21 protein-coding genes and 1 pseudogene are annotated in these 25,724 nt (G+C 51.4%); 13 read left to right on the top strand and 9 right to left on the bottom strand.

The genetic code is table 11. The annotated features are described in order from the left end of the window. The first annotated feature begins 365 nt into the window (after nucleotides 1-365). The 9 genes from ACTHRH_RS03905 to gyrA all read left to right on the top strand — a co-directional run bounded on the left by ACTHRH_RS03905 (nucleotide 366) and on the right by gyrA (nucleotide 13,971). Nucleotides 366-2,141 carry an ABC transporter ATP-binding protein gene (locus ACTHRH_RS03905; protein WP_144940860.1) on the top strand — a complete coding sequence of 592 codons (1,776 nt, stop codon included), beginning with the start codon at nucleotides 366-368 and terminating at the stop codon, nucleotides 2,139-2,141. Continuing rightward, nucleotides 2,138-3,991, top strand: a complete 1,854-nt coding sequence (locus ACTHRH_RS03900; RefSeq protein WP_144940857.1) for an ABC transporter ATP-binding protein — start codon at nucleotides 2,138-2,140, stop codon at nucleotides 3,989-3,991. The genes ACTHRH_RS03905 and ACTHRH_RS03900 overlap by 4 nt, the downstream gene beginning before the upstream one ends. A gap of 142 nt (nucleotides 3,992-4,133) precedes the next feature. After that, nucleotides 4,134-4,517, top strand: coding sequence for a hypothetical protein (locus tag ACTHRH_RS03895; protein ID WP_379285641.1), 384 nt, complete (start codon nucleotides 4,134-4,136; stop codon nucleotides 4,515-4,517). A 1,175-nt stretch (nucleotides 4,518-5,692) separates the two neighbouring features. Beyond that, entirely contained in the window at nucleotides 5,693-6,454 is a 762-nt protein-coding gene (locus ACTHRH_RS03890) for a sugar phosphate isomerase/epimerase family protein (protein ID WP_144940853.1), read from the top strand. Nucleotides 6,455-6,661: 207 nt separating this feature from the next. After that, nucleotides 6,662-7,480 carry a GDSL-type esterase/lipase family protein gene (locus ACTHRH_RS03885; protein ID WP_144940850.1) on the top strand — a complete coding sequence of 273 codons (819 nt, stop codon included), beginning with the start codon at nucleotides 6,662-6,664 and terminating at the stop codon, nucleotides 7,478-7,480. Nucleotides 7,481-7,501: 21 nt separating this feature from the next. Next, nucleotides 7,502-8,476 (top strand): ABC transporter ATP-binding protein, encoded by a 975-nt coding sequence (locus tag ACTHRH_RS03880; protein WP_144940847.1) that lies wholly within the window; start codon nucleotides 7,502-7,504, stop codon nucleotides 8,474-8,476. Next, nucleotides 8,469-9,461, top strand: a complete 993-nt coding sequence (locus ACTHRH_RS03875; RefSeq protein WP_379285645.1) for an ABC transporter permease — start codon at nucleotides 8,469-8,471, stop codon at nucleotides 9,459-9,461. Before ACTHRH_RS03880 ends, ACTHRH_RS03875 begins: the two co-directional genes overlap by 8 nt. Before the next feature lie 62 nt (nucleotides 9,462-9,523). Next, complete coding sequence (gene parE, locus ACTHRH_RS03870) at nucleotides 9,524-11,500, top strand: DNA topoisomerase IV subunit B (RefSeq protein ID WP_379285647.1); 1,977 nt, start codon at nucleotides 9,524-9,526, stop codon at nucleotides 11,498-11,500. 14 nt (nucleotides 11,501-11,514) lie between these two features. After that, the gene (gene gyrA / locus ACTHRH_RS03865) at nucleotides 11,515-13,971 is read left to right on the top strand and encodes a DNA gyrase subunit A (RefSeq protein WP_379285649.1); all 2,457 of its coding nucleotides are present in this window, start codon (nucleotides 11,515-11,517) and stop codon (nucleotides 13,969-13,971) included. Between the two features lie 118 nt (nucleotides 13,972-14,089). On the opposite strand, the gene ACTHRH_RS03860 is transcribed toward gyrA, so the two are convergent. Then, the gene (locus tag ACTHRH_RS03860; RefSeq protein WP_186328478.1) at nucleotides 14,090-14,260 is read right to left on the bottom strand and encodes a hypothetical protein; all 171 of its coding nucleotides are present in this window, start codon (nucleotides 14,258-14,260) and stop codon (nucleotides 14,090-14,092) included. A 217-nt stretch (nucleotides 14,261-14,477) separates the two neighbouring features. On the opposite strand from ACTHRH_RS03860, the gene ACTHRH_RS03855 reads away from it, so the two are divergent. Next, entirely contained in the window at nucleotides 14,478-14,888 is a 411-nt protein-coding gene (locus ACTHRH_RS03855; RefSeq protein WP_144940835.1) for a MarR family winged helix-turn-helix transcriptional regulator, read from the top strand. A 2-nt stretch (nucleotides 14,889-14,890) separates the two neighbouring features. Here the strand turns inward: ACTHRH_RS03855 and ACTHRH_RS03850 are convergent, their stop codons facing one another. The 6 genes from ACTHRH_RS03850 to pxpB all read right to left on the bottom strand — a co-directional run bounded on the left by ACTHRH_RS03850 (nucleotide 14,891) and on the right by pxpB (nucleotide 19,936). Continuing rightward, on the bottom strand, nucleotides 14,891-15,610 hold the full coding sequence (locus tag ACTHRH_RS03850) for an RluA family pseudouridine synthase (protein WP_379285652.1): 720 nt from the start codon (nucleotides 15,608-15,610) through the stop codon (nucleotides 14,891-14,893). Next, a complete protein-coding gene (locus tag ACTHRH_RS03845) occupies nucleotides 15,607-16,473 on the bottom strand; it encodes a class I SAM-dependent methyltransferase (protein WP_144940832.1) in 867 nt (288 codons plus the stop codon). The genes ACTHRH_RS03850 and ACTHRH_RS03845 overlap by 4 nt, the downstream gene beginning before the upstream one ends. A 158-nt stretch (nucleotides 16,474-16,631) precedes the next feature. Further along, nucleotides 16,632-17,282, bottom strand: coding sequence for a pyroglutamyl-peptidase I (pcp, locus tag ACTHRH_RS03840; protein WP_144940829.1), 651 nt, complete (start codon nucleotides 17,280-17,282; stop codon nucleotides 16,632-16,634). 91 nt (nucleotides 17,283-17,373) lie between these two features. Continuing rightward, nucleotides 17,374-18,153 (bottom strand): LamB/YcsF family protein, encoded by a 780-nt coding sequence (locus ACTHRH_RS03835; RefSeq protein ID WP_440414224.1) that lies wholly within the window; start codon nucleotides 18,151-18,153, stop codon nucleotides 17,374-17,376. Further along, nucleotides 18,135-19,172 (bottom strand): biotin-dependent carboxyltransferase family protein, encoded by a 1,038-nt coding sequence (locus ACTHRH_RS03830; RefSeq protein WP_440414222.1) that lies wholly within the window; start codon nucleotides 19,170-19,172, stop codon nucleotides 18,135-18,137. Before ACTHRH_RS03830 ends, ACTHRH_RS03835 begins: the two co-directional genes overlap by 19 nt. Then, the gene (gene pxpB / locus ACTHRH_RS03825) at nucleotides 19,169-19,936 is read right to left on the bottom strand and encodes a 5-oxoprolinase subunit PxpB (protein WP_440414220.1); all 768 of its coding nucleotides are present in this window, start codon (nucleotides 19,934-19,936) and stop codon (nucleotides 19,169-19,171) included. Before pxpB ends, ACTHRH_RS03830 begins: the two co-directional genes overlap by 4 nt. 275 nt (nucleotides 19,937-20,211) lie before the next feature. Here pxpB and ACTHRH_RS03820 point away from each other — a divergent pair, with 275 nt between their 5' ends. Further along, nucleotides 20,212-20,529 carry a hypothetical protein gene (locus ACTHRH_RS03820; RefSeq protein ID WP_440414218.1) on the top strand — a complete coding sequence of 106 codons (318 nt, stop codon included), beginning with the start codon at nucleotides 20,212-20,214 and terminating at the stop codon, nucleotides 20,527-20,529. 338 nt (nucleotides 20,530-20,867) lie between these two features. Here the strand turns inward: ACTHRH_RS03820 and ACTHRH_RS03815 are convergent, their stop codons facing one another. Then, nucleotides 20,868-21,047: a YjfB family protein gene (locus ACTHRH_RS03815; RefSeq protein ID WP_379289484.1), complete on the bottom strand. Its 180-nt coding sequence runs from the start codon at nucleotides 21,045-21,047 to the stop codon at nucleotides 20,868-20,870. A 320-nt stretch (nucleotides 21,048-21,367) separates the two neighbouring features. On the opposite strand from ACTHRH_RS03815, the gene ACTHRH_RS03810 reads away from it, so the two are divergent. Both ACTHRH_RS03810 and ppdK read left to right on the top strand, forming a co-directional pair. Next, a complete protein-coding gene (locus ACTHRH_RS03810; RefSeq protein WP_379289482.1) occupies nucleotides 21,368-21,574 on the top strand; it encodes a GapA-binding peptide SR1P in 207 nt (68 codons plus the stop codon). Then, a complete protein-coding gene (ppdK, locus tag ACTHRH_RS03805) occupies nucleotides 21,567-24,212 on the top strand; it encodes a pyruvate, phosphate dikinase (protein WP_440414216.1) in 2,646 nt (881 codons plus the stop codon). The genes ACTHRH_RS03810 and ppdK overlap by 8 nt, the downstream gene beginning before the upstream one ends. Nucleotides 24,213-25,352: 1,140 nt before the next feature. On the opposite strand, the pseudogene ACTHRH_RS03800 reads toward ppdK, so the two are convergent. Continuing rightward, nucleotides 25,353-25,724 (bottom strand): annotated as a pseudogene (locus ACTHRH_RS03800) (hypothetical protein); the annotation flags it as partial.

The following is a 25,724-nucleotide window of genomic DNA, read 5'->3' as shown; positions in this document are numbered from 1 at the left end:
GAAATAGGAGGATTTTAGCGGTTTTCTACTTATTGCCCCCCTGTAAGGATGGTGTTAATATTGCTAATGATTCGAGCGGAAATACCGCTTAGATACAAGCCGGGAGAAAGAAATAACAAGGGACGGCACTAAGGAGCTGTCGCTGGTTTATACTGCCTCCGGCCAACCGAAAGCGGTTTATCGGGGAGAGAGACTTTACTGGCCGCCACTGGGTAGGATGAATATTTATTCACTCTATTCATTCGGACGGTTACGGCCATCAGGTCGCTTCATAAGCCGATTCCTATTTTCGCACGGTTCACAGTAAGGAGCGAATGCTTACGAGACAAGTTTTGCCAAAGGCAGAGCTTATAGGGGGCAGGAGGATGAATGTATTTAGGCAGTTGAAAGAGTATTATTGGAAGGAGAAGAGGCTATTTTTCATCTCGATCATTTGTCTGGCGTGCGCCACGGCCTTGGGACTCGTATATCCCAATCTGCTCCGCTTTTTGATCGATGATGTCATCATCGCAGGAAAGTATGAGATGGTTCCTTACTTGTCGTTACTCGTCATAGTGGTCATCTCGATTAAAGGAACGTTCCAGTTTCTTCACGGATTTACCGGGGGACGGCTTGGTAACCGGGTAGCGTATAATCTTCGGAACGCCTTATACAACAAACTGCAGTATCTGTCCTTCCAGTTTTATGACAAGGCAAGAACCGGCGATTTGATGTCGAGATTGACTGCCGACCTGGAGGCCATTCGCCACTTCATCGGCTTCGGTATGGCGCAAATATTTAACGTCGTGCTGATGCTTGGATTCGGGCTGGCCATGATGTTCAGCATCAATTGGAAGCTAAGCCTGATTACGATGGTCACTATGCCCTTCCTGGCGTTTACAGCCGTCCGTTTCGAAGGGAAAATTCATCCGGCCTTCCGCAGCATCCGCAAATCCATGAGTGATCTGACTACGGCCGTGCAGGAAAATATTACGGGAGTAAGAACGGTTAAATCCTTTGCCCGCGAGCCCTATGAAATTGAGAAGTTTGCGGCTAGAAGCGAAGACTACAAAGGGACAAACATATTTACTTCCAATATATGGGCCAGGTTCTTCCCGGTTATGGAGCTATTTGCGAACCTGAGCATCGTCATTCTGTTAGGGGTAGGAGGCCACTTCGTTATCACCGAACAGATGTCGGTAGGGGAATTGGTAGCGTTCAACAGCTTAATCTGGTATATTATCGGCCCGATGTGGAATATCGGGGTGCACATTAACAATTATACACAATCGAAAGCGTCCGGCGAAAGGATTCTTGAACTGCTTCATCATTACGTGCATGTCAAGAACGTGGATCAGGCCGTCAAGCTGAGCCCGGAGCAGGTAAAGGGACATGTTAAATACGAGAACGTTACCTTCGCCTATCCGGATAATTCTCCGGCGCTGTATAACATAAACCTGGATGCTCCCGCCGGAAGCGTCATCGGGCTGCTCGGCGGCACGGGATCCGGGAAATCCACCTTCATCCAATTGTTGATGAGAGCCTACAGCCTCAAGGATGGGGCCATTACATTGGATGGGAGAAATATTAACGAGCTGGATCTGGAATCTCTCCGCCGGCAAATTGCGGTCGTCTTCCAAGAAACCTTCCTGTTCTCGGCATCGATTCGCAATAATATCGCCTATGGCAACAGGGACGTGCCGATGGAGAAAATAATTAAAGCGGCGCAATTGGCGAAAGCCCATGACTTCATTATGGAGCTGCCTGAAGGCTACGATACGGTCGTTGGCGAGCGGGGTATGGGGCTGTCCGGAGGCCAGAAGCAGCGGATCGCCATCGCACGCGCCTTGTTGAAAGACCCTAAAATCTTAATACTGGACGATGCGACAAGCGCGGTCGATATGGAGACGGAGCATGAAATTCAAGCAGGCTTCAGCGAATTGATGAAGGGAAGAACCACATTTATTATAGCACATCGAATCTCTTCGCTTCGACATGCCGACGAAATTATTGTTTTGGATAAGGGAAGGATTGTGCAGAGAGGAACCCATGAGGAGCTTCTGGCCCAACCGGGACCTTATTTGGAAACCTATAAAATCCAGTACTCCGATCGGCCCGAAGAGGCCGGAGAGAGAATGCTAAAGCAGAGGTGGGCCAATTGAGTAACCGGCGAAAGGTCGAGAACGATGATTCGTTGAAACAGTCGGGGGGCAGCAAGCAGCAGCGCTTTGTCTACCAAGACGATGAAGTAATGGAGAAGCCGTTCGACTGGGGACAAATGCGCAGACTGGGTAAATATATGATGCCCTACCGCAAACAGATGCTGCCCATCATCATTATAACGATACTGCTGGTCACACTAACGAAGCTGGCCATCCCCTTGTTCATCACGTATGCTATTGACCATGCGCTAATGGAGAAGAACGGAAAGCTGCTGCTTATCATCATTGCCTCAATGGCTGCGGTATATATAATACAATGTCTGGCGAGCAATTACAGGATCCGGTATACATCCATGATCGGGCAGCGGGTGATCCATGATCTCAGGCATGATCTGTTCAGCCACATTCAGTCTCTGTCTTTTCGCTTTTTTGATAAGCGCCCGGCGGGATCGGTTCTTGTCCGTGTAACGAATGATATAAACTCTCTTCAAGATCTGTTCACTAACGGTGTAGTCAACGTACTCATCGACTGTATTCAATTGTTGGGAATAGTCATCATACTCTTGATGTTTAATGTCAAGCTCGGTTTGGCCATCATGATTACAGTTCCGTTAATGTTTCTGGTATCCACTTCCTTGCGTAAGAAGATCAGGCGGGGCTGGCAGGACGTTCGGATGAAGCAGTCGCGCATTAATTCTCATCTGAACGAGAGTATCCAAGGAATTAAGGTCACCCAGGCTTTTACCCAAGAGAAAGAGAACATGCAGTATTTCAACGAAATGAACGATGTGAACCGCAAATCATGGGACCGAGCTTCACGTCTTAATCAAACCTTCGGGCCCTTGATTGAAATTACTGGAGCGATCGGTTACTGTATTTTGTTCTGGTATGGGGCTACGCTCGTTGCCGCCGGGGATATTTCCATCGGGGTGTTGGTCGGTTTTGCCACATATATCGGGCATTTCTGGGAGCCTATTAATCGTTTGGGCCAAATGTATTCTCAACTGCTCATAGCTATGGCGTCATCGGAACGCATCTTTGAGTTTATGGATGAACAGCCGACCGTACAAGAAAAAAGAAAAGCGCGTACCTTGCCCCCAATCCAAGGGAATATCCGTCTGGAGAATATCGTATTTGAATACGAACCGAACCGTCCGGCACTTAAAGGGATAAGCCTGGAGGTTCAGTCGGGCCAATCCATAGCTTTGGTCGGACATACGGGATCGGGAAAAAGTACGATCATCAACTTGCTGTGCCGCTTCTATGATCCGGTAGAGGGAAGAGTGATGATCGATGGTCACGACATTCGGGATGTTACGGTCCAGAGCCTTCGGTCCCAGATTGGAATTGTTCTGCAGGACACGTTCATCTTCTCGGGAACGATTCGCGATAATATACGATTCGGGCGATTGGATGCGACAGACGAAGAGGTGGAACTGGCCGCCAAGGCGGTTCACGCTCACGACTTCATCATTAACCTGCCCAATGGCTATGATACGGAGGTGCAGGAGCGGGGAAGTATGCTGAGCATGGGGCAGAGACAGCTTCTTTCATTCGCAAGAGCTCTGCTCGCCGACCCCCGGATCTTGATTCTGGACGAGGCGACAGCCAGCATCGATACCGAGACGGAGCTGAAAATTCAGGAAGCGATGAAGACGCTGTTGGCAGGCAGAACCTCTTTCATTATCGCTCACCGCTTATCCACCATTCGTCATGCCGATAATATCGTCGTTCTGGATCATGGCAGAATCATGGAGACCGGGAATCATGATGAACTGATGAAAAAGCAGGGAATTTATCACGGGCTTATTCAAGCGCAGTATAAGTTTCTGAATGAAGCCGTCGGTTAAATTTAAGCTAATTGTATATTTTGAGAATCAGCGGTGCCCGGCGATTTCCTGACAGGAATTGCCGGGCAGTTGTTGGTGTTGTCCAGGCGGGTTGAACAGAATGGTATTAATTGTGATTCTCAATAAAAGGCGGCGGTATTCTATGAATACATCACTATTTGTCATTTCCATTCTTGTTGTGATTTCCCTTTTTACTACAACGTTCACAGTAACGAAAGTCGTCTTGGCGCATCGCTCCCATAAGGATAAGATGCGACTGACCAAGCAGATCATGGACAATGGAAAATCTGCAGAAGCGATAGTCAATTTCATTCGACAAACCCAGTCCAAGCTTGACGATCAGCCGGAGGTTATATTGGATCTTACCGTTACCAAGGATAACGGTGAAGTTTTTCATGCCGCGGTAAAAACCTTTATTCCTCTAATCCTTATCCCGCAATTTCAGAAAGGGAAAATTATCCAAGTGAAGTATATTGAACAGGAGGACGAAAGAAGGATAGCCGTCGAAGACGCTTATCTTCCATAATTCGTTTCAAAAGATTTTCTAAACACTCCACCACTGATATCCCCTAAAGTCAGGTGACTGGAACTATGCTCCCATCCCGAGTCTCTTTGACTGCTATCCCCCTAAATCAGGAGAATGAAACATAGCATCAATGTCCCGTCTTTTGACTGCTATCCCCCTAAATCAGGAGAATGAAACATAGCATCAATGTCCCGTCTTTTGACTGTTATCCCCGTGAGTCAGGGAATGAAACCTAGCATCTATGTCCCGTCTTTTGACCGTTATCCCGTGAGTCAGGAGAATGAAACATAGCATCTATGTCCCGTCTTTTGACTGTTATCCCCTTAAGTCAGGAAAATTGCATCCATTCCCTGGCCTTTTGATCGTTATCCCCAAGAGTCAGGAGAATGAGACACTGCTTCCTTAGTCTTCGTTGTTATGTCTTCGCGAACGCAAAGATCCGTAGTACAGCTTGTTAGGCGATACCTATGGAGCTTAAGGTTTTACCGCCAATGAACAGTCGGCTCTCTATAGGTTCTTATGGTGGTATATCGTTGAAAGATACTTTGGGAGTTCTTATTCTAGATAATTGCTTAATTTCTGAGTAAAAGGGATAACAAACCAAAGGAGCGGAAAGACGATATGGATTCGAATTAAAGGAAATGAAGAAAGACGATGAACTAAAAAGTCAGTAGTACGAGAAAGGAATTAAGAGGGCGGCGGTCGGAGAGTGTGAAAGAAGGAAGTAAGTGGGGGTTGCTTCAAAAAAGAAAGTCAGTGGTACGAAAAAGGAATTAGGAGGTGAGCAGTTGGAAGGAGCGAGGAGAAAGAAGTTAGTTAGTGAGAGCAGTTCCCAAAGGAAATGAAGAAAGACGATGAAAGGAAGAGGTCACTGGCACGAAAAGCACAAAAAATGCAGTAGAAGCCGGCAATCGCAGCGTAGCGAAAAGAATAGAGTTAGCGGAAGCAGTGAAAAGAAGTTGATGTCGATGTCGGATGCCGTCAAAGGAAATGCGAAGAAAATGATGAAGGTCATCTTCAAACATTGTAGCAGTCCGCTTCAATAGATCCTTATCCTATGGTAAGATTAAAGGGTGGCGAGAGGGGCTGTATTCCAAGCAACACCGTGAATTGCCGCATCTATGAATGGTTAAATACATAGGGAAAGCTATTCCAGGCTGGGGAGGAATTTTAACATGAAGCACAAGTTTGCAGCGCAACTATATACTTTGAGGGAGCAAGTAAAGGAAGATTTCCCGGGAGTACTCAGGCAATTGAAGGAAATGGGCTGGGCGGGGGTCCAAATTTCGGGACTGCACGGTTATACTGCCGAAGAAATAGCCGCCGTGCTGAAGGAAACCGGCTTGGGAACCGCAGGTATGCATGTGTCCCTGGACCGGCTGAAAAATGAGCTCGACGAAGTGCTGAATGAAGCCCGGATTTTAGGCACCAGAGACGTCGTATGCCCTTCACTGCCGGGCGAATTGAAGAACGAGGAAGGTTACCGGTCGGTTCGCCGCGAGCTGAACGAAATTGCGTCCAAGGTTGAAGCGGAAGGATTCCGGGTGAACTATCATAATCATGCATTTGAATTTGAAACGACTGTCGACGGAAAGTCAGCCCTGGAGTATTTGCTGGAGCCCTCTTCCGACAACCGGGTTCTGGCGGAGATTGACGTCTATTGGGTGAAGAAAGGCGGTCAAGATCCGGTGCAATTCATCCAACCCTATGCCAACCGTATGCCGATATTGCATCTGAAGGACATGTCGAAGGACGAGTCCGGGACGTTTGCTGAGGTGGGGACAGGCGTCATAGATTTTGCCCCTATTTTGCAGTGGGGAGAGAATAACGGGGTGGAGTGGTACGCGGTTGAACAAGACGTGTGCCCGGGGGACCCAATGGATAGCCTCCGACTGAGCCTCGCCAATTTGAATAAGCTGGCAGAACAAGCAAATTAAATAGATCGTGCGGCGACCTTCCTGATTGTTCGGGAGGGTCGTTATTTGTATCACGTGTTAATACAGGACGGGAGAATACTTGAAGAGAACTTGCTGCATCTTGGGCGGCAAGTTGCAAAATGTGAGAGGAACCTTTACTCTAATAAGGGAAATTAACTTTTTTAGAGCAGCCAATGAAATAGAGAGGTCAGGGGGAGAGCGTAGGCAATGAATTCATCGCGGCTTCTGTGGAGAACGACCGGTTTGGTGGCTGTCCTTTCCACGCTGTTGTTTCTGTTCGGGTTTGTATATGCGGTTAAATCCATTTGGTACCCGTCGGCCGGCGAGCCCGCAATCTCACGGGAGAAGCCGGTAGAAGCCAATCCGTTATTATCCTCGGACAAGATTCAAATCGTGGCGCTGGGCGATTCCCTGACCAAGGGGCAGGGAGATATTACGGGCGAAGGCTATGTTGGAAAAGTGAAGAAGCGGCTGGAAAGCGCAACAGGAAAAGATGTATATGTGTGGAATTATGCCGTTGGAGGTCTTCGGACGAGTCAATTGCTTGATTATATCTACAATGACAACGGCGAGATTCCGCAGTCGATCCAGAAGGCCAATCTAGTCTTCGTCACGATCGGCGGTAACGACCTGTTTCAATTTGGCTTTGGTTCGGCAGCCGCCACCAATTCCGATTCCTTGGAGATCGACTTTGACAGCGTGGCACAACAGATGCCGGATGCATTGGAGCGTCTGGAACGGATATTAAACCGGATAGCCGAGTTGAATCCGAAGGCTAGAATTATCTATGTCGGATTATACCACCCTTTTCTGGATTTCGATTCGGTTGGACAAGGCTCTCTCCTGCTTCACGAATGGAACCATCATGCGACGTCGCTTTCCACCAAGCTCCACAATTTAACCGTTGTTCCTACCTATGATTTGTTCGAAACCTATTTGACCAAGTATTTGGCCAATGATCACTTTCATCCGAACGAAGACGGCTATGAGCGCATGGCGGAGCGGGTCATGCAGGTGCTTGAATAACGGGCCAAGGGGGGATAAGGAATGCCAGCTGGCGAACAGGTTCTGAATGTGCGGAATTTAAAGAAAAAAATCCGGGGAAAATGGATCATTAAAGGAGTTTCCTTTGATATTAAGGCAGGGGAAGTGTTTGGTTTCCTAGGCCCGAACGGTTCAGGCAAAACGACGACGATCCGGATGCTCGTTCATTTGATCAAGCCGACGGAGGGGACAATCTCTGTCTGCGGCATTTCCTTACGCGATAAACCGACAGAGGCGTTGAGGAACATTGGCTGTATCGTGGAAAACCCCGAGTTATACGGTTATTTGACCGGGTGGGAAAATCTGGAGCATTTTGCCCGGATGCTGCCTGGGGTATCTGCCGAACGGATCGCCGAGGTCGTGGAGATCGTCGGAATGGATAAAAGGATTCATGATAAAGTTAAAACTTATTCGCTCGGAATGAGGCAGCGGCTCGGAATTGCCCAGGCACTGTTGGGTCGCCCCAAGCTGCTTATATTGGATGAACCTACTAATGGGCTCGACCCGCAGGGGATTAAAGAGATGAGGGAATTTATTCGCAAGCTCGCCTCAACCGGGTTGAGCGTATTCGTGTCCAGCCATTTACTGAGCGAAATTCAATTGATGTGCGACCGGGTAGCGATCATTACCCAAGGCTCGGTTATTGCGGTGGGGGAAGTGGACGAGCTGATCAGTCAAACTGATAATATCGTCGTCTGGAAAGTGAACCGGTACGAGGAGGCCGTCCGGTTCTTTAGTCAAAGCGGGATTGAGATCGTCAACGAATGGTCTCGCTTGCTTGGGCACGAAGAAGAGGGGCGAGGAACGGAAGCGGGAGCCGGAGCCGGCGAAATTGCAACGGTTCTTACGGAGGAAGAGGTGCCTGCTATAAATGCGAAACTGGTCGGATCAGGCATTGGGGTGTTGGCCATCGTTCATAAAATTCCGACGTTGGAAGATTTATTCTTGCGGCTGACGGAGGGTGAACGAATTGGTTAGTTTATATCCGCTCGTGCAGAACGAAATGATCAAAATGTTAAAGAAGCGCCGTTTCCTTGTCGTTGTTCTAATTCTCGCTATTCTGATCCCGATGTTTACCTATGCCCAGATGAAGGTGGCCGAAAACTACCGCAAGCAGTTCGGGACGGAAGACTGGCGGGTAACGACCCAGCAGCAAATCATTGACTATACCAACCGATTGAACAGCAACCGGGTGGCTGAGGAATGGAAGAAGATTCTGCGGGTCGAGGTGCAGAGACTGCAGTATGCGCTTGAGCAGAACGTCAACCCGCAGTGGCCTAGCGGGGTAACCTTCATGAGGGATTTTGTCCAGAATTCGGTCAGTTTGTTCATTCCGCTCTTGATTGCGGTCATGGCTTCCGATATCATTTCCTCGGAGCATTCGACGGGAACGATCAAGCTTTTGTTGACAAGGCCGGTGCAAAGATGGAAAATTTTGATGAGCAAATGGGTCACCCTCATTTTGTTTGTCGGGCTGATCCTCCTGTCTACCGCTATTTTGTCTTATCTCATCTCGGGTGCCGTCTTCGGCTATTCGGGATGGAATATGCCGGTGCTGATCGGATATCAGCTGATCGGGGACGAATTGAGCACGGCTAACGTCCATGCGATTCCGCAATGGCAGTTCATTCTAATGGAAATCGGCCTCGCCTGGTTCTCCGGCGTGATCGTCGCTACACTGTCGCTAATGGTATCCGTTCTGGTCCGCAGTACCGCAGCCAGTATGGGAATAATGCTCGCGACGCTCATCGCCGGAACAATACTGACCAATATGGTCTCCACCTGGGAGAGCGCTAAATATTTGTTTATGGTAAACTTGGAGACGATCAATTATTTAACGGGCTCTATTCCACCTGTGCCGGGAATGACATTGACCTTCTCCCTGGCGACTCTTGCGGTTTGGGGGTTGGCGGCACTCATTATCGCTTTTACTGTTTTTACTCGGAAGGATATAATGAACTAGTATGGATACAATCGATGCCATATTCTAGATGTCATAGCTTACTTTGATTAGGAGGCACATGAATGGCCGAGCAGTTGGATTTATTCACGCAAGACAATGCGCCTCGTACAGCGGAGTACGGGGCGGATGATATACAGATACTGGAAGGATTGACGGCTGTACGCAAGCGGCCGGGAATGTACATAGGGAGCACCGGAACGTCCGGATTGCACCATCTCGTATGGGAAATTGTCGATAATTCGGTGGACGAGCACCTGGCCAAATTCTGTTCGGAGATCGAAATCGTTATTCATAAAGATCAATCGATTACCGTCCGGGATAATGGCCGGGGGATTCCGACCGGAATACACAAGTCCGGCATCCCTACGCCGCAGGTGGTCTTCACCATGCTCCATGCCGGAGGTAAATTCGGCGGAGCCGGTTACAAAAAATCCGGGGGATTGCACGGGGTCGGGGCATCGGTCACGAATGCCCTGTCCGAATGGCTGGAGGTAGAAATTTACCGCGACGGTAAAATCCACAAGCAGCGATTCGAGTATTGGGTGGACGCCGACGGCAAAGAGCACGTCGGGGAAGCGGTGACCGGTCTGGAGGTCATCGGAAACACCAACCGGACAGGGACGAAGGTCTCTTTTCTCCCTGACAGAAGGGTGTTTGCCAACGGAATCAGCGTCAGCTACGACACACTTGCGGAGCGGCTGCAGGAAATCGCGTTCCTGAATTCCGGGCTGAAGGTGACGATCAAGGACGAGCGGTCGGAGAAGGTCGATCACTTCGAATACGATGGCGGAGCCAGCCAATTCGTTCAATTTTTGAATGAAGGGAAGTCGGTTCTGCACGATGTCATTCATTTCGCCGCGGAGAAGGATGAGATCGAAGTGGAGGTTGCGCTGCAATATAATGACGGCTATACGGAAACGTTAGCCTCTTTCGTTAACTCCATTCCGACCCGAGGCGGCGGAACGCATGAAACCGGGTTTAAGACGGCTTACACCCGCGTGATGAATGAATACGCCCGCAAGACGGGGATTTTGAAGGAAAAGGACAAAAATCTGGACGGCGCGGATTTGCGCGAAGGACTGATGGCCGTCATCAACATCAAAATGAGCGACGTCGAATTTGTCGGACAGACGAAAGATCAGTTGGGCAGCTCATCGGCGAGAAGCGCGGTGGATGCGGTCGTATCCGATAAAATGGCGATTTTCCTGGAGGAAAATCCGCAGGTTGCCCAGATGATGCTCAAGAAGGCGGTGCAATCGGCGAAGGCCCGGGAAGCGGCTCGTAAAGCCCGGGAAGAAGTCCGCTCAGGCAAGAAAGGGAGGAGCGAAAGCTCGAATCTGAACGGAAAGCTCACCCCTGCCCAGTCCAAGGACTATGCGAACAACGAGCTGTTCATCGTGGAGGGGGATTCGGCCGGAGGCTCGGCCAAGCAAGGAAGGGATTCGAAGCATCAGGCGATCCTCCCGCTCAAAGGAAAGCCTATGAATCCGGAGAAGGCCAAGCTTCTGGATATTTTGAAGAATGATGAGTATAAAGCGATCATTGCAGCCATCGGGGCGGGAGTCGGCAGCGAGTTCGACCAGGAAGAAAGCAATTACGGCAAAATCATTATTATGACCGACGCCGATACGGATGGAGCTCACATTCAGGTGCTGCTGCTGACTTTCTTCTACCGTTACATGAAGCCGCTTATTGATTCCGGACGGGTATATATCGCTCAGCCTCCACTGTACAAGCTGACCAAGAAGGCCGGCAAGAAATCGGAGGAACGCTATGTGTTCAGCGATGAAGAGCTGCAGCAAGCGATGAAGGAAATGGGCAAGAACGTAGAAATTCAGCGTTATAAAGGGCTCGGAGAGATGAATCCCGAGCAGCTGTGGGAGACGACGATGAATCCGGAAAGCCGGACCTTGTTCCAGGTCATGATTGAGGATGCGGCCAAGGCGGAACGCAGAGTGTCCACTTTGATGGGCGATAAGGTCGATCCCCGGAAGCGCTGGATTATTGAAAATGTGGACTTTACGGAATTTGAAGAATAGAGGGGACAGACGCCATGAGTACGCTGGAAAAATTTTTACCTGCCTTTTTAGAAGATGTCATGGGAGACCGGTTCGGCCGCTATTCCAAATACATCATTCAAGACCGGGCGATTCCGGACGTTCGTGACGGACTGAAGCCGGTACAGAGGCGCATCCTGTATTCCATGTATGAAGCCGGGAACACGCCGGACAAGCCCTACCGCAAATCGGCCAAGACGGTAGGGGATGTCATGGGGAACTACCATCCGCACGGAGATGCTTCCATTTACGACGGAATGGTCCGTATGGCCCAATCCTGGAAAATGGGGCATGCGCTGATTGACGGCCACGGCAACTGGGGGTCCCAGGACGATGATCCTCCGGCGGCGATGCGTTATACGGAAGCCCGGTTATCGTCCATCGCCATGGAAATGCTGCGCGATATCGAGAAGCGGACGGTAGTGTTCAAGGATAACTTCGATAATACGGCCAAGGAGCCGGTCGTTCTGCCTTCGCGCTTCCCCAATCTGCTGGTCAATGGGGTGAGCGGGATCTCCTCCGGTTTTGCCACGGAAATTCCGCCTCACAATTTACGCGAGGTGATCGACGCATGTATGGCGGTCATGGATGATCCGGACCTGACCCTGGAACAGTTGATGGAAATCGTGAAGGGACCGGATTTCCCGACCGGCGGAATCATTATGGGGGAAGACGGCATTCGCGAAGCCTATCGAACGGGCAAAGGGCGTATTCACCTGCGCGCCAAGACGGAGATTGAGGATTTGCGGGGCGGCAAGCAGCAGATCGTCATTACGGAAATTCCGTATCAGGTCGTGAAAGCCCGCCTGGTCACGGCCATGGAAAACATCCGGCTGGAGAAAAAGGTGGAAGGGATTGCGGAGGTACGGGACGAAAGCGGGCGCAACGGGCTTCGCATCGTTGTCGAGCTGCGGAAAGACGCGGACGCCCAAGGAATTCTGGCGTACTTGTTAAAGCGCACCGATCTCCAGGTGACCTATAACTTCAACATGGTGGCGATTGTCAACAAGACACCACAGCAGCTTGGCTTGAAGCAGATGCTTACTGCCTATATCGCTCACCAGAAGGAAGTCGTCACCTACCGGACGCAATATGATCTGGAGAAGGCGGAGGACCGCGCTCACGTAGTCGAAGGGCTGGTCAAAGCCCTGAATATTCTGGATGATGTCATTGCGACGATTAAAGCTTCCAAAAACCGCCAGGATGCCCAGAATAATTTAGTCGAGCAGTACGGCTTTACGGAAAGACAAGCGGATGCGATACTCACGTTGCAGCTGTACAGGCTGACTAATCTCGAAATTACGTCCCTGGAAAAAGAACTGAAGGAAGTCCGCAAGACGATCGACTATTTACAATCGATTCTGTCCAGCGAACGGAAGCTCTTTAAGGTTATCAAGGATGAGCTGACGGAAATCCGCGATCGCTACGGTATCGACAGACGCTCCGAAATCCAGGGCGAAATGGAAGAGATCAAGGTCAACCTGGAGGTCATGGTCCCGGCAGAGGATGTCTTCGTGGCGTTGTCCAATGAAGGCTACGTGAAACGGACCAGCAAGCTATCCTTTACCCGGTCCGGCGGCGATGTGGACAGCATAGGACTTAAGGAAGGGGATTTCCTCCGCTTCCTGCTCGATGTGAATACGATAGACAACTTGCTCATTTTTACCTCGAAGGGCCAGTATTACCTGCTCCCCGTCCATCAGGTCCCCGAGTACAAATGGAAGGAGAACGGGACGGCGATTGTCAACGTGATACCGATCGCCAAGGAGGACCGCATCGTTTCGGTCATTCCGGTCAAAGATTTCGAAGATCCGGAGCTGTCCGTCGTCTTCGTCACCCGTAAAGGCCAGGTTAAACGAACGGCACTGAAGGAATATTTCACGAACCGATCCAATGCGATTATCGCCTGCAAGGTTTCCGAGCAGGATGAGATCATTGCAGTCCAATTATCGGATAACCGCAAGGATTTACTTCTGGTTACGAAGAATGGAATGAGCATCCGCTTCATGGAGGATGAAATCAACAGCATGGGCCGGGCCGCTGGGGGCGTCCGGGGCATTCAACTGAAGGATGACGATGAAGTCGTTGCCGCCGAATGGGTCAAAGGGGAAGAAGGAGAAGTGCTGGTCGTAACCGATCTGGGGTACGGCAAGCGTTCCCTCCTATTGGATTATCCGTTGCAGGGCCGCGGCGGCCGCGGGGTATTCACCTTCGAATTCAAGGACGGCAAACGGGTCCGTTCCAACGGCTCCGTAATCGTGGGAGCCTTCGCGGTTAAAGAAGAATACGAACTAACCGTTATTCTCGATGACGGCGGGCGACACAGTTTCTCAACGGAGAAAGCTCCTATTGAGGAGCGCAAGTCAACGGGCAAGCTGCTTGTTCCGGCCTCCAAAGCCAATAAGCTGGAGTACATCGGGAAAAAAGCGACGATCGAGGAGACTCCGAAATAAAGGTTAGGGCTTCGCTAGGCGGTCTGTCCGGTACTTAAAACGACTTAAAACGCCTATCGCGGCAATTTATCGCTGAATGCAGGCCTTTCCGGACATCAAGGGTTGATCGGCCGACGGATTAATCATATCCGATGGATGGCGGATCGATTTTGTCAAGCAGATTCAGTGCAATTTCCAAAATGGCCCAAGCCGGCATCGGTTCATCGAACCGTTCCTGCCAGCTTGGGTCGTTGATTATTCCTTCCTTCAATGCGCGAATGATGATTTCCCGCTTTATTTGACTATCCATGTCGACTCCCCCTTTCTAATCCTTCAAATCCAGGGTGCGATTCTACAAAATCTGATCCTCGGGTCATCTGCCTATTTTATGTGTATGTTGAAGAGCGTCAAAAGGTACATTTTCACATCGATTAATGTCATAAAGTATTAAGCGGATTAAACTTTAAATCGACATTCGGTCAGTGCTATAATGAGGACAAACCAAGGAAACCGGAGGGAAGAATCGCATGTATACGAACGATTTCGCCAGACTGTGGTTTAAACTTTCCAAAGATCTTAAGAATCATATGGAAACCGGCTTGGCCCCAACGTTGACCGAAGGACAATTGAATGTACTGGAACTGCTGGAGGCTCACGAGAGAATGAAGCCCTCGGACTTCATTGCCTATCTGGAGACGACTCCGGCTGCTATAACGACATTGCTGGACAGAATGGAAAAGGGCGGCCTGATCGTCCGCGAACGGGATGATCATGACCGCCGAATCGTCTGGGTGAAGACAACGGACAGGGGAAGAGAGGAATGCGCGAGGGGAGTGCAAATCCGGGAGCAGTTCCTGCAATCGCATCTGGACCGGATCTCCGCCCATAATCAGCAGCTGCTGGTCTACTTGCTGGGCAAGGTCGCCAACGCTTCCTGAGCCTACTTCAGCTCCAGCTCCTCCCTCCACTCGGTCCATGGGTAAACCGTCGGTGGGCTGCAGGAGAACGTCATCCACTCCCGCTTGACCGGATGTTCGAAGGAAAGACTGGAGGACCACAGGGCAATTTGCTGTCCGGGCCGGTTCCGGCCGTGCCCGTAACGCTGATCGCCATATAAAGGGTGGCCTTCCGTCGACATTTGTACCCGAATCTGGTGGGAGCGTCCCGTGAGCAGATGAATCTCGACGAGACTCAGCAGCTCGGAAGGGCCTATAACCTTGTAGTCAAGAATGGCTTCCTTGGCCCCGGCTTTGGCTTTGGGTACGGAGGAGACGGTGTTCGTGCTGCTATCCTTAAGCAGGTAATGAACGAGCCGGCCCGCAGTCGGCTTGGGGGTTCCGTGGACAACGGCCAGATAGGTCTTGTCCAGCTTCCGGGTACGGACGGCATCGGCCAAGCGGGAAGCTGCCTTGGAGGTTTTGGCGAACACCATGACTCCGCCTACGGGACGGTCCAGACGGTGGACCAGACCGAGATAGACATTCCCTGGCTTTTGATAGCGGACTTTCAAATCTTCCTTAAGAACGGACAGCAGGTCCGGATCGTTCGATTCGTCCTGTTGAGACGGCATATTCACCGGCTTCACCACCACCAGGATGTGATTGTCCTCATACAGGACAGGAACCTCCATAGGAGGAAGACCGGCCTTCGTCATCGTCATAATTCCCATCGCCCCAATATTCCACAGGGCAGCACCAGCCCGCTTGCCGTAATCGGCAATCCGATTTCTCCGGTAGCAATCGTCCCCCCGTGCTTTCTCTGCAAGGCGAGCGTTAGTATATTGGCAAGCACCGAAGCGGAAATTCCTGTCGTATACGAATTGATCAGGAAGAACAGCGGCCGGTCGGACAGAATGCCGGTACACGATTCCACGAACGGATACAGGTCCTTCTCCAGCTTCCACATCTCCCCGTTCGGTCCCCTGCCGTAAGAGGGAGGGTCCATGATGATGGCGTCGTAACGGTTGCCGCGGCGGTGCTCGCGCTGGACAAACTTGAAGACATCATCGGTTATGTAACGGATAGGACGGTCCGCAAGGTTGGACAAGGCGGCGTTCTCCTTCGCCCACTGAACCATTCCTTTGGCCGCATCGACATGTACGACCTCCGCGCCGGCCGAAGCGCAAGCCAGGGTGGCGCCACCGGTATAGGCGAACAAATTCAGCACTTTGATCGGCCTTCCGGCTTGCCGGATCTTGTCCATCATCCAATCCCAGTTGGCGGCTTGTTCCGGAAACAGGCCGGTATGCTTAAAGCCGGTGGGCTTGATATAAAACTTCAAGCGGCCGTAGGAAATGCTCCAGCGCTCCGGGAGCTTGACCCGTTCCTTCCATTCACCGCCACCGCTCGAGCTGCGGTAATAACGGGCGCTAGCCTCTTTCCAAAGCCCGCTGTTGCTGTCCTCCGCCGGCCAAATGATCTGCGGGTCGGGGCGTCTCAGGACATAGCCTCCCCAGCGTTCCAGCTTCTCCCCGTCTCCGGTATCGATTAATTCAAATTGTTCCCATCGATCTGCAACGTACATTCGTTATGCCTCTTTTCAACTAAACTGGATTCAAGTGAATTTCCTTTCTATTCTACAACACCCGGGCCCGCATTATCCAGTTGGGACGGAGTTCCATCAAGCCGCTCTCCTGAAACGCGGGACGAATCGCTCTTATCACACCATACTCGTCCTTAGGATTAATGAAGCTGTCCGCCTTCGACAGGGATTACCTCCTGCCCGCAGGCGATGCTGGTCTGAACGGCTATTTCCAATGCCCGCACGATAACTTCCAGACTCATGCTCGGCCTGTCCGGGAATGCCGCAGCCTGTTTCGGGAGGTAAGGGATATGGATAAAGCCGCCGCGAGTGCCCGGATAACGGGTCGCCAGCAGGTGAGACAGCCCATAGAACAAATGGTTGCATACGAAAGTGCCTGCCGTTTGGGAAACGGAGGCCGGGATGCCTGCTTGCCGCAGGCGGCTTACGATGGTTTTGACGGGCAAAGTGGACCAATAGGCCGCCGGACCTCCAGCAATAATCGGGGTATCTATCGGACGGTTGCCTTCATTGTCCGGAATCGGCGCGTCATCGATGTTGATCGCTATCCGTTCGACGGTAATTCCGCTGCGCCCGCCGGCTTGACCTACGGCAATGACAATATCAGGCTGAAGGGCATCGATGGCCTTCTCGAGCACGTTCAGGCATTTGCCAAAGACGGTCGGCATTTCCAGAGCCTCCAGCCTGGCTCCTTCGACCGCTGCTCCCTGCAGCCGTTTGACGGCCTCCAGTGACGGGTTGACCGTTTCGCCGCCGAAAGGCTGGAAGCCTGTAAGCAGTACGGATTTCATGCTTGATCTCCTCCTGTCCCTGAAAGTATGGAAAGGGTGTAAACAGTGATTCGATTCTGTTGGGCAAAGAAGGTGCGGGATAGCCTTAAGCTTATAAACCGCCTTCCTGCTGCCGCTGTGGTGCGCGAATGGCAATTCCCGCGGCCAGCAGCGCTTCGCGGATGAGGCGGGAGGAGGCCAACGCTTCTTCGCCGTCTCCGTGAATGCAGACGGTCTGGACCTCCAGGCTGACCTCCTGCCCGTCCAACGAGCGGACCTTCCCCTCGATGGTCATCCGGACAGCCTGGTCCGCCGCTTGCTGCGGGTCGGTGAGGAGGGCGTGCGGGTGGGAGCGCGGAGTCAGCGTTCCGTCCGCCTGATAGGTCCGGTCGGCGAAAGCTTCGCTGACGGTCGCAAGCCCAAGCTTGCGGCCGGCGCGGATCAATTCCGATCCGGACAAGCCGAACAACAGCAGGGACGGATCTACCCGCCGCACGGCCTCCGCCACGGCTTCCGCAAGCGGAGCGCTCTGGGCCGCCATGTTATAGAGGGCGCCATGTGGCTTGACATGCTGCATGGTACCGCCCTCCGCATGCACGAAGGCCTGCAGGGCCCCGACCTGGTACACGGTCAGGTCGTAAGCTTCCTGGGGCGTGATCTCCATCCGCCGGCGTCCGAAGCCGGCCCGGTCCGGAAGCCCCGGATGGGCCCCGATGGCCGTCCCTGCCTCCAGCGCCAGACGGACGGTCTTGCGCATCGTGGACGGATCTCCGGCATGAAAGCCGCAGGCGATGTTCACGGAGGTGGCCAGCGGAATGAGGGCTTCGTCATTGCCGATCCGGTAGGCTCCGAAGCCTTCGCCCAAATCGCAGTTCAAGTCGATAGTATACAAGAATGAACCTCTCCTTCATTTTGCTTCAATTCAATGGACAGCGCGAGCTTCCGCCATTCCGCTTCCCTCTGCAGCAGGAGCGTCTCGGCCTCCGCGCGGGAGATTTGCCGGAAGGCGAGTGTGTCCCCCGGCTTCGCCTGCGCCAACACCGGAAGGTCGACCTCGGCAATCTGAGCCAGCTTCGGATAGCCGCCGGTGGTCTGCCTGTCGGCCATCAGAATGATCGGGCGGCCGTCCGGGGGAACTTGCACGGTGCCCGCCGTCACCGGCTCCGAGATGCTTTCCGCCGGCACGCTAAGTGCCAGCAGCGGCCCGTCCAAGCGGTAGCCCATCCGGTCGGAGCGGGAGGTGACGAGGAAGCGCGAGCAGCCGAACCGGGTTCGGCTGTCGGCGCTGAAGGCGTCATATTCCCGCCCGGGGACGTACCGCAGGACGGGGTCCTCGCGGTAGGGCGGCAGCGCCTCCCGGCGGATGAACCAGCCGGTAGCGGCGAAGGGCCGCCTGCCGCAAGCGGCGGCGAGGCGGGCGGCCAGCCTCCGTGCGCGGTCCCCGGCGGAGCCGAGCGGCAGCGTATCGCCGCGCTGCAGGGACCGGCCGTGCAGTCCGCCGATGCCGGCGCGCAGGTACAGGCCGCGGCCGCCAAGCACGCGGGAAGCCGCGATGCCGCCCGCCACGGCGAGGTACGCGCGGCAGCCGCTCCGGCAGCCGCCGAAGCGGAGCGTGCCGCCGCGTTTGACGTAGACGGGCCGCCAGGCCGGCACGGCATCGCCGTCGATGGAGGGGGACAAGTCCCCTCCGCAGATGGCGATGAGCGCATCGGTGTCGAACCGGAGGGCCGGGCCCGTCAACGTCATTTCCAGGGCGGCAGCGTCCTCCGCGTTGCCGACCAGCGCGTTGGCCGTCCGCAAGGCGAAGGCGTCCATGGCGCCGCCGACCGGAACGCCGTATTTCTGGAAGCCGGCCCGGCCTTTGTCCTGGACGGTCGTGAAAAGTCCGGGTTGCAGAACGTGCAAGCTCATGATCGACGTCTCTCCCATTGTTTGTATTCTGAGGCCGTAATCGGCTGAAAGCGGACCGTATCCCCGGCTTGAAGCCGCGTGGGCGGGGATTCCTCCGGGTTAAACAGGACAAGCGGAGAACGGCCGATCAGCCGCCAGCCGCCCGGAGTGGGGAGCGGATATATCCCCGTTTGAGTGCCGGCGATGCCTACCGAGCCCGCCGGGATCGCAGATCGAGGGGCAGACAAACGGGGAGCCGCAATTCGCTCCGACATTCCGCCCAAGTAAGGGAACCCGGGAGCAAAGCCGATCATATAGACACGGTAATCTCTGCCGGAGTGAATAGCGATTACATCCTCGGGAGTGAGCCCGTTCAGAATCGCAACGTATTCGAGATCGGGGCCGTACTCTTCCCCGTAGCAGACGGGAATGGTCACTACCCTGCGGTGAACCAGAGGTTCAGCTTCATGGCTCTCCGTTCGGGCAGCCGCTTCCCGGACCCATTCGCATACCGCCAAATACGGTGAAAGGACGTTTTGACCCGCGGATTGAACCGCTTGCTCAGGACAGGACACAGTATACGGGTCATAATAAACCGCGAGCGTGTTGAAAGCCGGGACGACCTCAATCAAGCCGGGAAAAGACCGGGCTTCCAGCTCCGCCGCCAAAGACAGGACCTGATGATGGATATCCGGGTCAATGCGGTCCCCCAGCTCCACGAGAACGGCGGATTCGCCAAGCGGGAAGATCCGGGGATAGGGGGATGGGAATAATTCGGGAGTCAATACGGTCCCTCCTTGCGTATATAATCCTAATATCTACCCTCTACGATACAACCTAACGGATCGTCCCGGCAACCCGTAATTCATGCGGGCTGGAAGGTAGGGGAGTGGTCATGGCGATGTTCGGGTTGCACCCCCCGTCGGACCCTCCGTTGTTTGTCACGTATGTTCTCGGATGGGGAAAAAAGACAAGCCTTCGTTTTTTCTATATGATTCGAACCTTTCTCTAGGCATTGGCATAGAATGCAAGGGAAAGTGACAAAGATCGGAGGCTGTAAATGATGAATGTGGATAGCCGGCAAACTGTTTACCAGGCGGATGCGGAACGCGTGGAAACGATCAAATCCATCCGCAGCAAGGTTCGGATGATCTGTGGGCAATGCATGCAAAGACCGGTTCGTGTCGAAATGATCGACGGGCATGTTTATGAAGGGACAATTGTCCATATGGACAACGGACATCTTTATTTAAGCGTCCCCCAATATCCTTCCATGCAGCGGTCATTCTGGAATCCGTATTACAACGCTTACGCATATAATAATGTCATCCTTCCGTTAGTCCTTTACGAATTGCTGGTCATTACCTTGTTGTCGTAATAATGGGAAATTGATTTGGGGAGCATGCGGGGAAAAATCGAAATTAAAGATACGGAGTATAGAAATAAAGCATTGTTCAATTTGAATGGCAAAAGAATTGTGATCTTCTATGCAACGGTGATTACGAAAAAAAACATTTTATTCCGGGTGGAGGGAGCCTATGAGAGGCTTCCATCTATCCGGTTTTTTGTTTTTTGCCCATTTGGTTTGCACGCGAGATATACAAAGAAGAATAAAAATCAATAAAAAAATCGCTCCTTTCATAAAAAGAAGCGACTTCGCTGCTCCAAAGAGCGATTGGATAACCCGAAGATTTTTAAGTGCCGGGCAGCCGTTGATTAAATACGAATGTCCAATTTATGGCCCAAATCCGGATGGATGCTTGTGGTTTCCATCATCTGTGAGATCGTTTGGCCCTGCTGCTCGGCCTGATCTTTGGACATGCTCAGCAGACGAATCCCGACGGATTGAGACAATGATGCCTGGCTGAGTACTATAGATAGGGCTGCTATATCCATGTAAACCCTCCTCGTTTTGGATTTCATAACTAATATCGGTCTTTTGGCGTTAAAAGTGAAATCACGGGGAAAAAAGAATCGAATGCTTTTGACTCAGGCCCAGTTATGTCGGGGCTCCGATTTTAATTGAGAGCATTCATGAAGGCTGGCGGACAAGAATAGATGAATTTACACAAAAAAACGTAATAAAAAATGATTAAATTTATATATTGCGTCATATAAATGATTAATGTATTATAATACTACAAATATGACGTCATATATTAAATTATAGTACTCATAATTAAGCTCTATCTGACAAATAGGTTTAGAGCGACAAAATGCTGGGAAGGGGAATGTGTGTGGAACATAATATGGGTTTAACGGAAAAGACGGCTGGCGTATTTCCTTTGGAACTCGGTACTATTTTATGTCGAAGCTGCGGCAGAATTATAGGAACGGTGCCTACAGAGGGTGTCCGAATGTTCTACACGGAATGCAATGAAGGAAATTGCAATCGGGTTGGAGGAGTCGAAGCGGATGAATAACAATAAATGGGTCTATCGTTTTCAGGAAGGCAGCAAGACAATGAAGGAACTGCTTGGCGGCAAAGGAGCTAATTTGGCGGAGATGACAGGCATCGGTCTTCCGGTGCCTCCCGGATTTACCATAACTACGGAGGCATGTCGTGCTTTTTATTTGGGGGGGGGTGCTCTTCCGGCAGACTTGATGGAGCAGGTCGTTTCTGCACTCCAAGCTGTGGAAACCGAAACCGGCCAACGATTTGGCGATCTTGAGAATCCGCTCCTGGTATCCGTCCGTTCAGGTTCGGTCGACTCGATGCCTGGAATGATGGATACGATTTTGAATCTCGGGCTTAACGATGATACGGTGAGAGGCTTGGCCGAGTCTACGGGGGATGAACGTTTCGCATACGATTGTTATCGCCGCCTTATCCAAATGTACGGAAATGTTGTGCTTGGAATACCTTTAGTTCATTTCGAAGAACGGTTGGATTTCATGAAAAGAGAGATGGGCTGTACCGAGGAAGGAGAAGTAACGGCAGAAGGCTGGCGAAGATTAATCGAAAATTACAAAACCCTCATTCAACAAGAAACTTCGGGGGCGTTCCCGCAGAACGTCATGGAACAGCTTGAGAAAGCGATTGAAGCGGTGTTCAGGTCGTGGAACAACTCCAGAGCGATTATTTACCGTAAAGCCCATCGGATACCGGATGAAGTAGGGACTGCGGTTAGTATCCAATCGATGGTTTTTGGGAATAAGGGGGATGATTGCGGAACCGGAGTCGTGTTCACCCGAAACCCGGCTACAGGGGATAAAATGCTTTTTGGCGAATATTTAACCAATGCACAAGGAGAGGATGTAGTTGCCGGAATCCGAACCCCGCTTCCTATACGCCGTATGGAACAACAAATGCCTGATTTATATCGTCAGCTTACAGAGCTGGCCGATAAATTGGAGCGACATTACAAAGATATGCAGGATATCGAATTTACGGTGGACAAGCAGAGGCTTTACATATTGCAGACCAGGGGAGGCAAAAGAACGCCGCAAGCCGCTATGAGAATTGCGGTACAAATGGTTGAGGAAAAGATCATCACTAAAGAAGAAGCATTGCTGCGAATTGACGAAACCCATCTTAACCAACTACTCCATCGGTCTTTCGATTCTTCCGCTGAATTAGATGTGATTGCTACAGGCCTTCCTGCTTCTCCAGGCGCCGCGTGTGGGCAAGTTGTCTTTGATCCAGACACCGCCGAGCAGTGGAAGAAGGAAGGCAAGTCCGTCATCCTTGTCCGCACGGAGACGACCCCGGAGGATATTCACGGGGTGATTGCGGCCGAAGGAGTGTTGACGAGCCGTGGAGGAATGACCAGCCATGCGGCGGTCGTGGCCCGCGGCATGGGGAAACCATGCGTATGCGGCTGCGAAGAGTTGAGCGTTGAGGACCGGGCGTTCAGAGCGGGTCAGCGTCTGATTCTTGAAGGAGATTGGATTTCGATCGACGGGGCGACCGGACAGGTCATTGCAGGGGCTATTCAGGTGAAGGAAGCGAAGCTTTCCTCCGAGCTTGAACAGATTTTACATTGGGCGGACGAGGTGCGCAAGCTTCGTATAATGGCGAATGCGGATAATCCGGACGATGCCCGCAAAGCCGGAATGTTTGGTGCAGAAGGCATCGGGCTGTGCCGGACTGAGCATATGTTCTTCGGGGCAGACCGCCTTCCGGTTGTCCGCAGAATGATTCTGGCAGAGAGCAGGGAAGAACGGATGAAGTGGCTTGCCCAATTGCTGCCAATGCAGGAGGAGGACTTCGCGGGTCTCTTTCGCGCGATGGGCGGTAAGCCTGTAACCATCCGTCTACTCGATCCGCCGATGCATGAATTTCTTCCTAATTTGGAAGAACTGCAGCAGCAATATTACAGGGCATTAGAACATGCCGATCAAGCGAATCTGGTTGAATTAGAGCAGTTGATCCGCAAAGTACGTTCGCTTCATGAAACAAACCCGATGCTGGGTCAGCGCGGCTGTCGCCTCGGAATCGTGTTCCCGGAAATTTACGAGATGCAGGTTGAAGCGATATTCCGTGCCTCGGCAGCATGTTTGTCGGAAGGGATTAAAGTCGCTCCCGAAATTATGATCCCACTTGTTGGCCATCCCCAGGAAATAAGGCATATGCGTCAGGTAGTGGACCTTGTGGCGGAACGGGTCCTTGGCAGGGAACAGAACGCCATACATTATAAAGTCGGAACGATGATCGAGGTTCCTCGCGCTGCATTAACTGCTGACCAGATCGCCGAGCATGCAGACTTTTTCTCCTTTGGGACAAACGATTTAACTCAAATGACGTTTGGATATAGTCGTGATGATGCCGAAGGAAAGTTTTTAAACCATTATCTTGAGCAAAAGCTGCTTCCGCATAATCCGTTTCAAGTTCTTGATCGGGAAGGTGTCGGGCAACTGATCGAATGGGCACTGGCAAAAGGCAAAACGGCAAACCCCCTATTAAAAACAGGAGCTTGTGGGGAGCACGCCGGTGATCGCTCTTCAATTATGTTTTTCCATGCCGCCGGCCTGGATTATATCAGTTGCTCACCGTATCGTGTTCCGTTAGCTCGGATAGCTGCAGCCCAAGCGCAGTTGCTGATAGAGAACGTGCGGTAAAAATATAAATATATTCAAATCGAAGGGGCTGTCCCAAAAAAGCTTCCTCGCTACTCTGGGTGGGGTAAATAGACAGCGATTTTATATGGAGAGGCGGGCATGATAAGCTGGTTAGCAACGCGAATTCCTTACCCTTCGCGGCTTTCGCGAGTACTCATGCCCGCAGAGGCTCCATGTCAAATCGCTCTATTATGCCTCTCAAACGTAGTTTTTCCCATGTAGTATAGCGAAGAGCCAAAAATGTTCGCATAAAACGGGAAAATCCCAAAAATGAAGGCAAAAAGGACCTCAAATCCCACTCTGAGTGGGAACGGGGTCCTTTTTATCAGAGAATTTAACTCTAGGTGGGGCTTGAAAAATCATAGATCGACTTATAAGAGAACCCCTTCTTTGGCTGTTATCCCAATAACTCAGGATTGGTTTACCTACTCCGATGCCTAAACGTATTTTGTTCCTAATGAAACCCTGGTTATTTATTTAAACTGTTAAAAGAACTATTTTCCCTGGACAATGAACCTGCGATGTTCCATATAAATAATCCGCGCGATCTTTTGCCCGGCCATATCCTGTGGTTTTGCCGATATTTCTAAGACAATATCTCTATTCTTAGCCCCTTTGACTGTTATCCCTTTCGCTCAGAAGAAAATATACGGCGCGACGTTCTGTTAGATAGTAACCATCAACCAACCCAACGACCCCAACGACCCCAACTAACCAAACTAACCAAACTAACCCAACTAACCAAACTAACCCAACTAACCAAACTAACCCAACTAACCCAACTAACCAAACTAACCCAACTAACCAAACTAACCAAACTAACCAAACTAACCCAACTAACCAAACTAACCAAACTAACCAAACTAACCCAACCATTGCAACTTTGGCATTTCGTCAGAAATATCCCAAGATCAAATGTGCAACATTAATAAAAGAATAAATTTACATACTTATGAAAACTAACTATATCCCCCTGACCACACATAAAAGCTCTGAATGCACATCAACCCCTGACTACACATAAAAGCTCTGAGCGCACATAAAAACCTGATCACACATAAAACTCTGAATGCACATAAACCAATCCCACCCCTGTGATCAAACCGAGTTATGGGGGATAGGATACTCTCTTTTCGATGTTTATGGCCTTTCCATCGATGTCCTTAAACAAGCACGGGCGAGATGATCAAAAATTGGGACTTTCTGCAATTGTAAATTCAGACGAAAACAGAATTCATCTAGGTAATGCTGTAAATATTTCGGTCCGATCCCGTTAAATACTCGATTGGTCCACGCTCTCGCTTTTCGCAAATAATTCCGCAGGGAAGGAACGCGTTGATAATGGTAGCGTCTCGTCTCGATATCCACATCGAGTGCATCCGGGCTGACATGCTCCTTGATGAAGTGCTCGCCCGCAGACCGATAGATTCTGCCATCCTCCATATCTTCCGGACGAACGGTTTTGATTTTGACCTGCTGAGGTACAGCTCCTTTGTCCAAGGAAGCAACGAC

Source organism: Paenibacillus sp. SAFN-117, from assembly GCF_051966115.1.
GTDB classification, from domain to species: Bacteria; Bacillota; Bacilli; order Paenibacillales; family NBRC-103111; genus Paenibacillus_L; species Paenibacillus_L residui.
The sequence above is the reverse complement of the archived record's forward strand: the minus strand, read 5'-3'. Positions and strand labels throughout refer to the sequence as shown.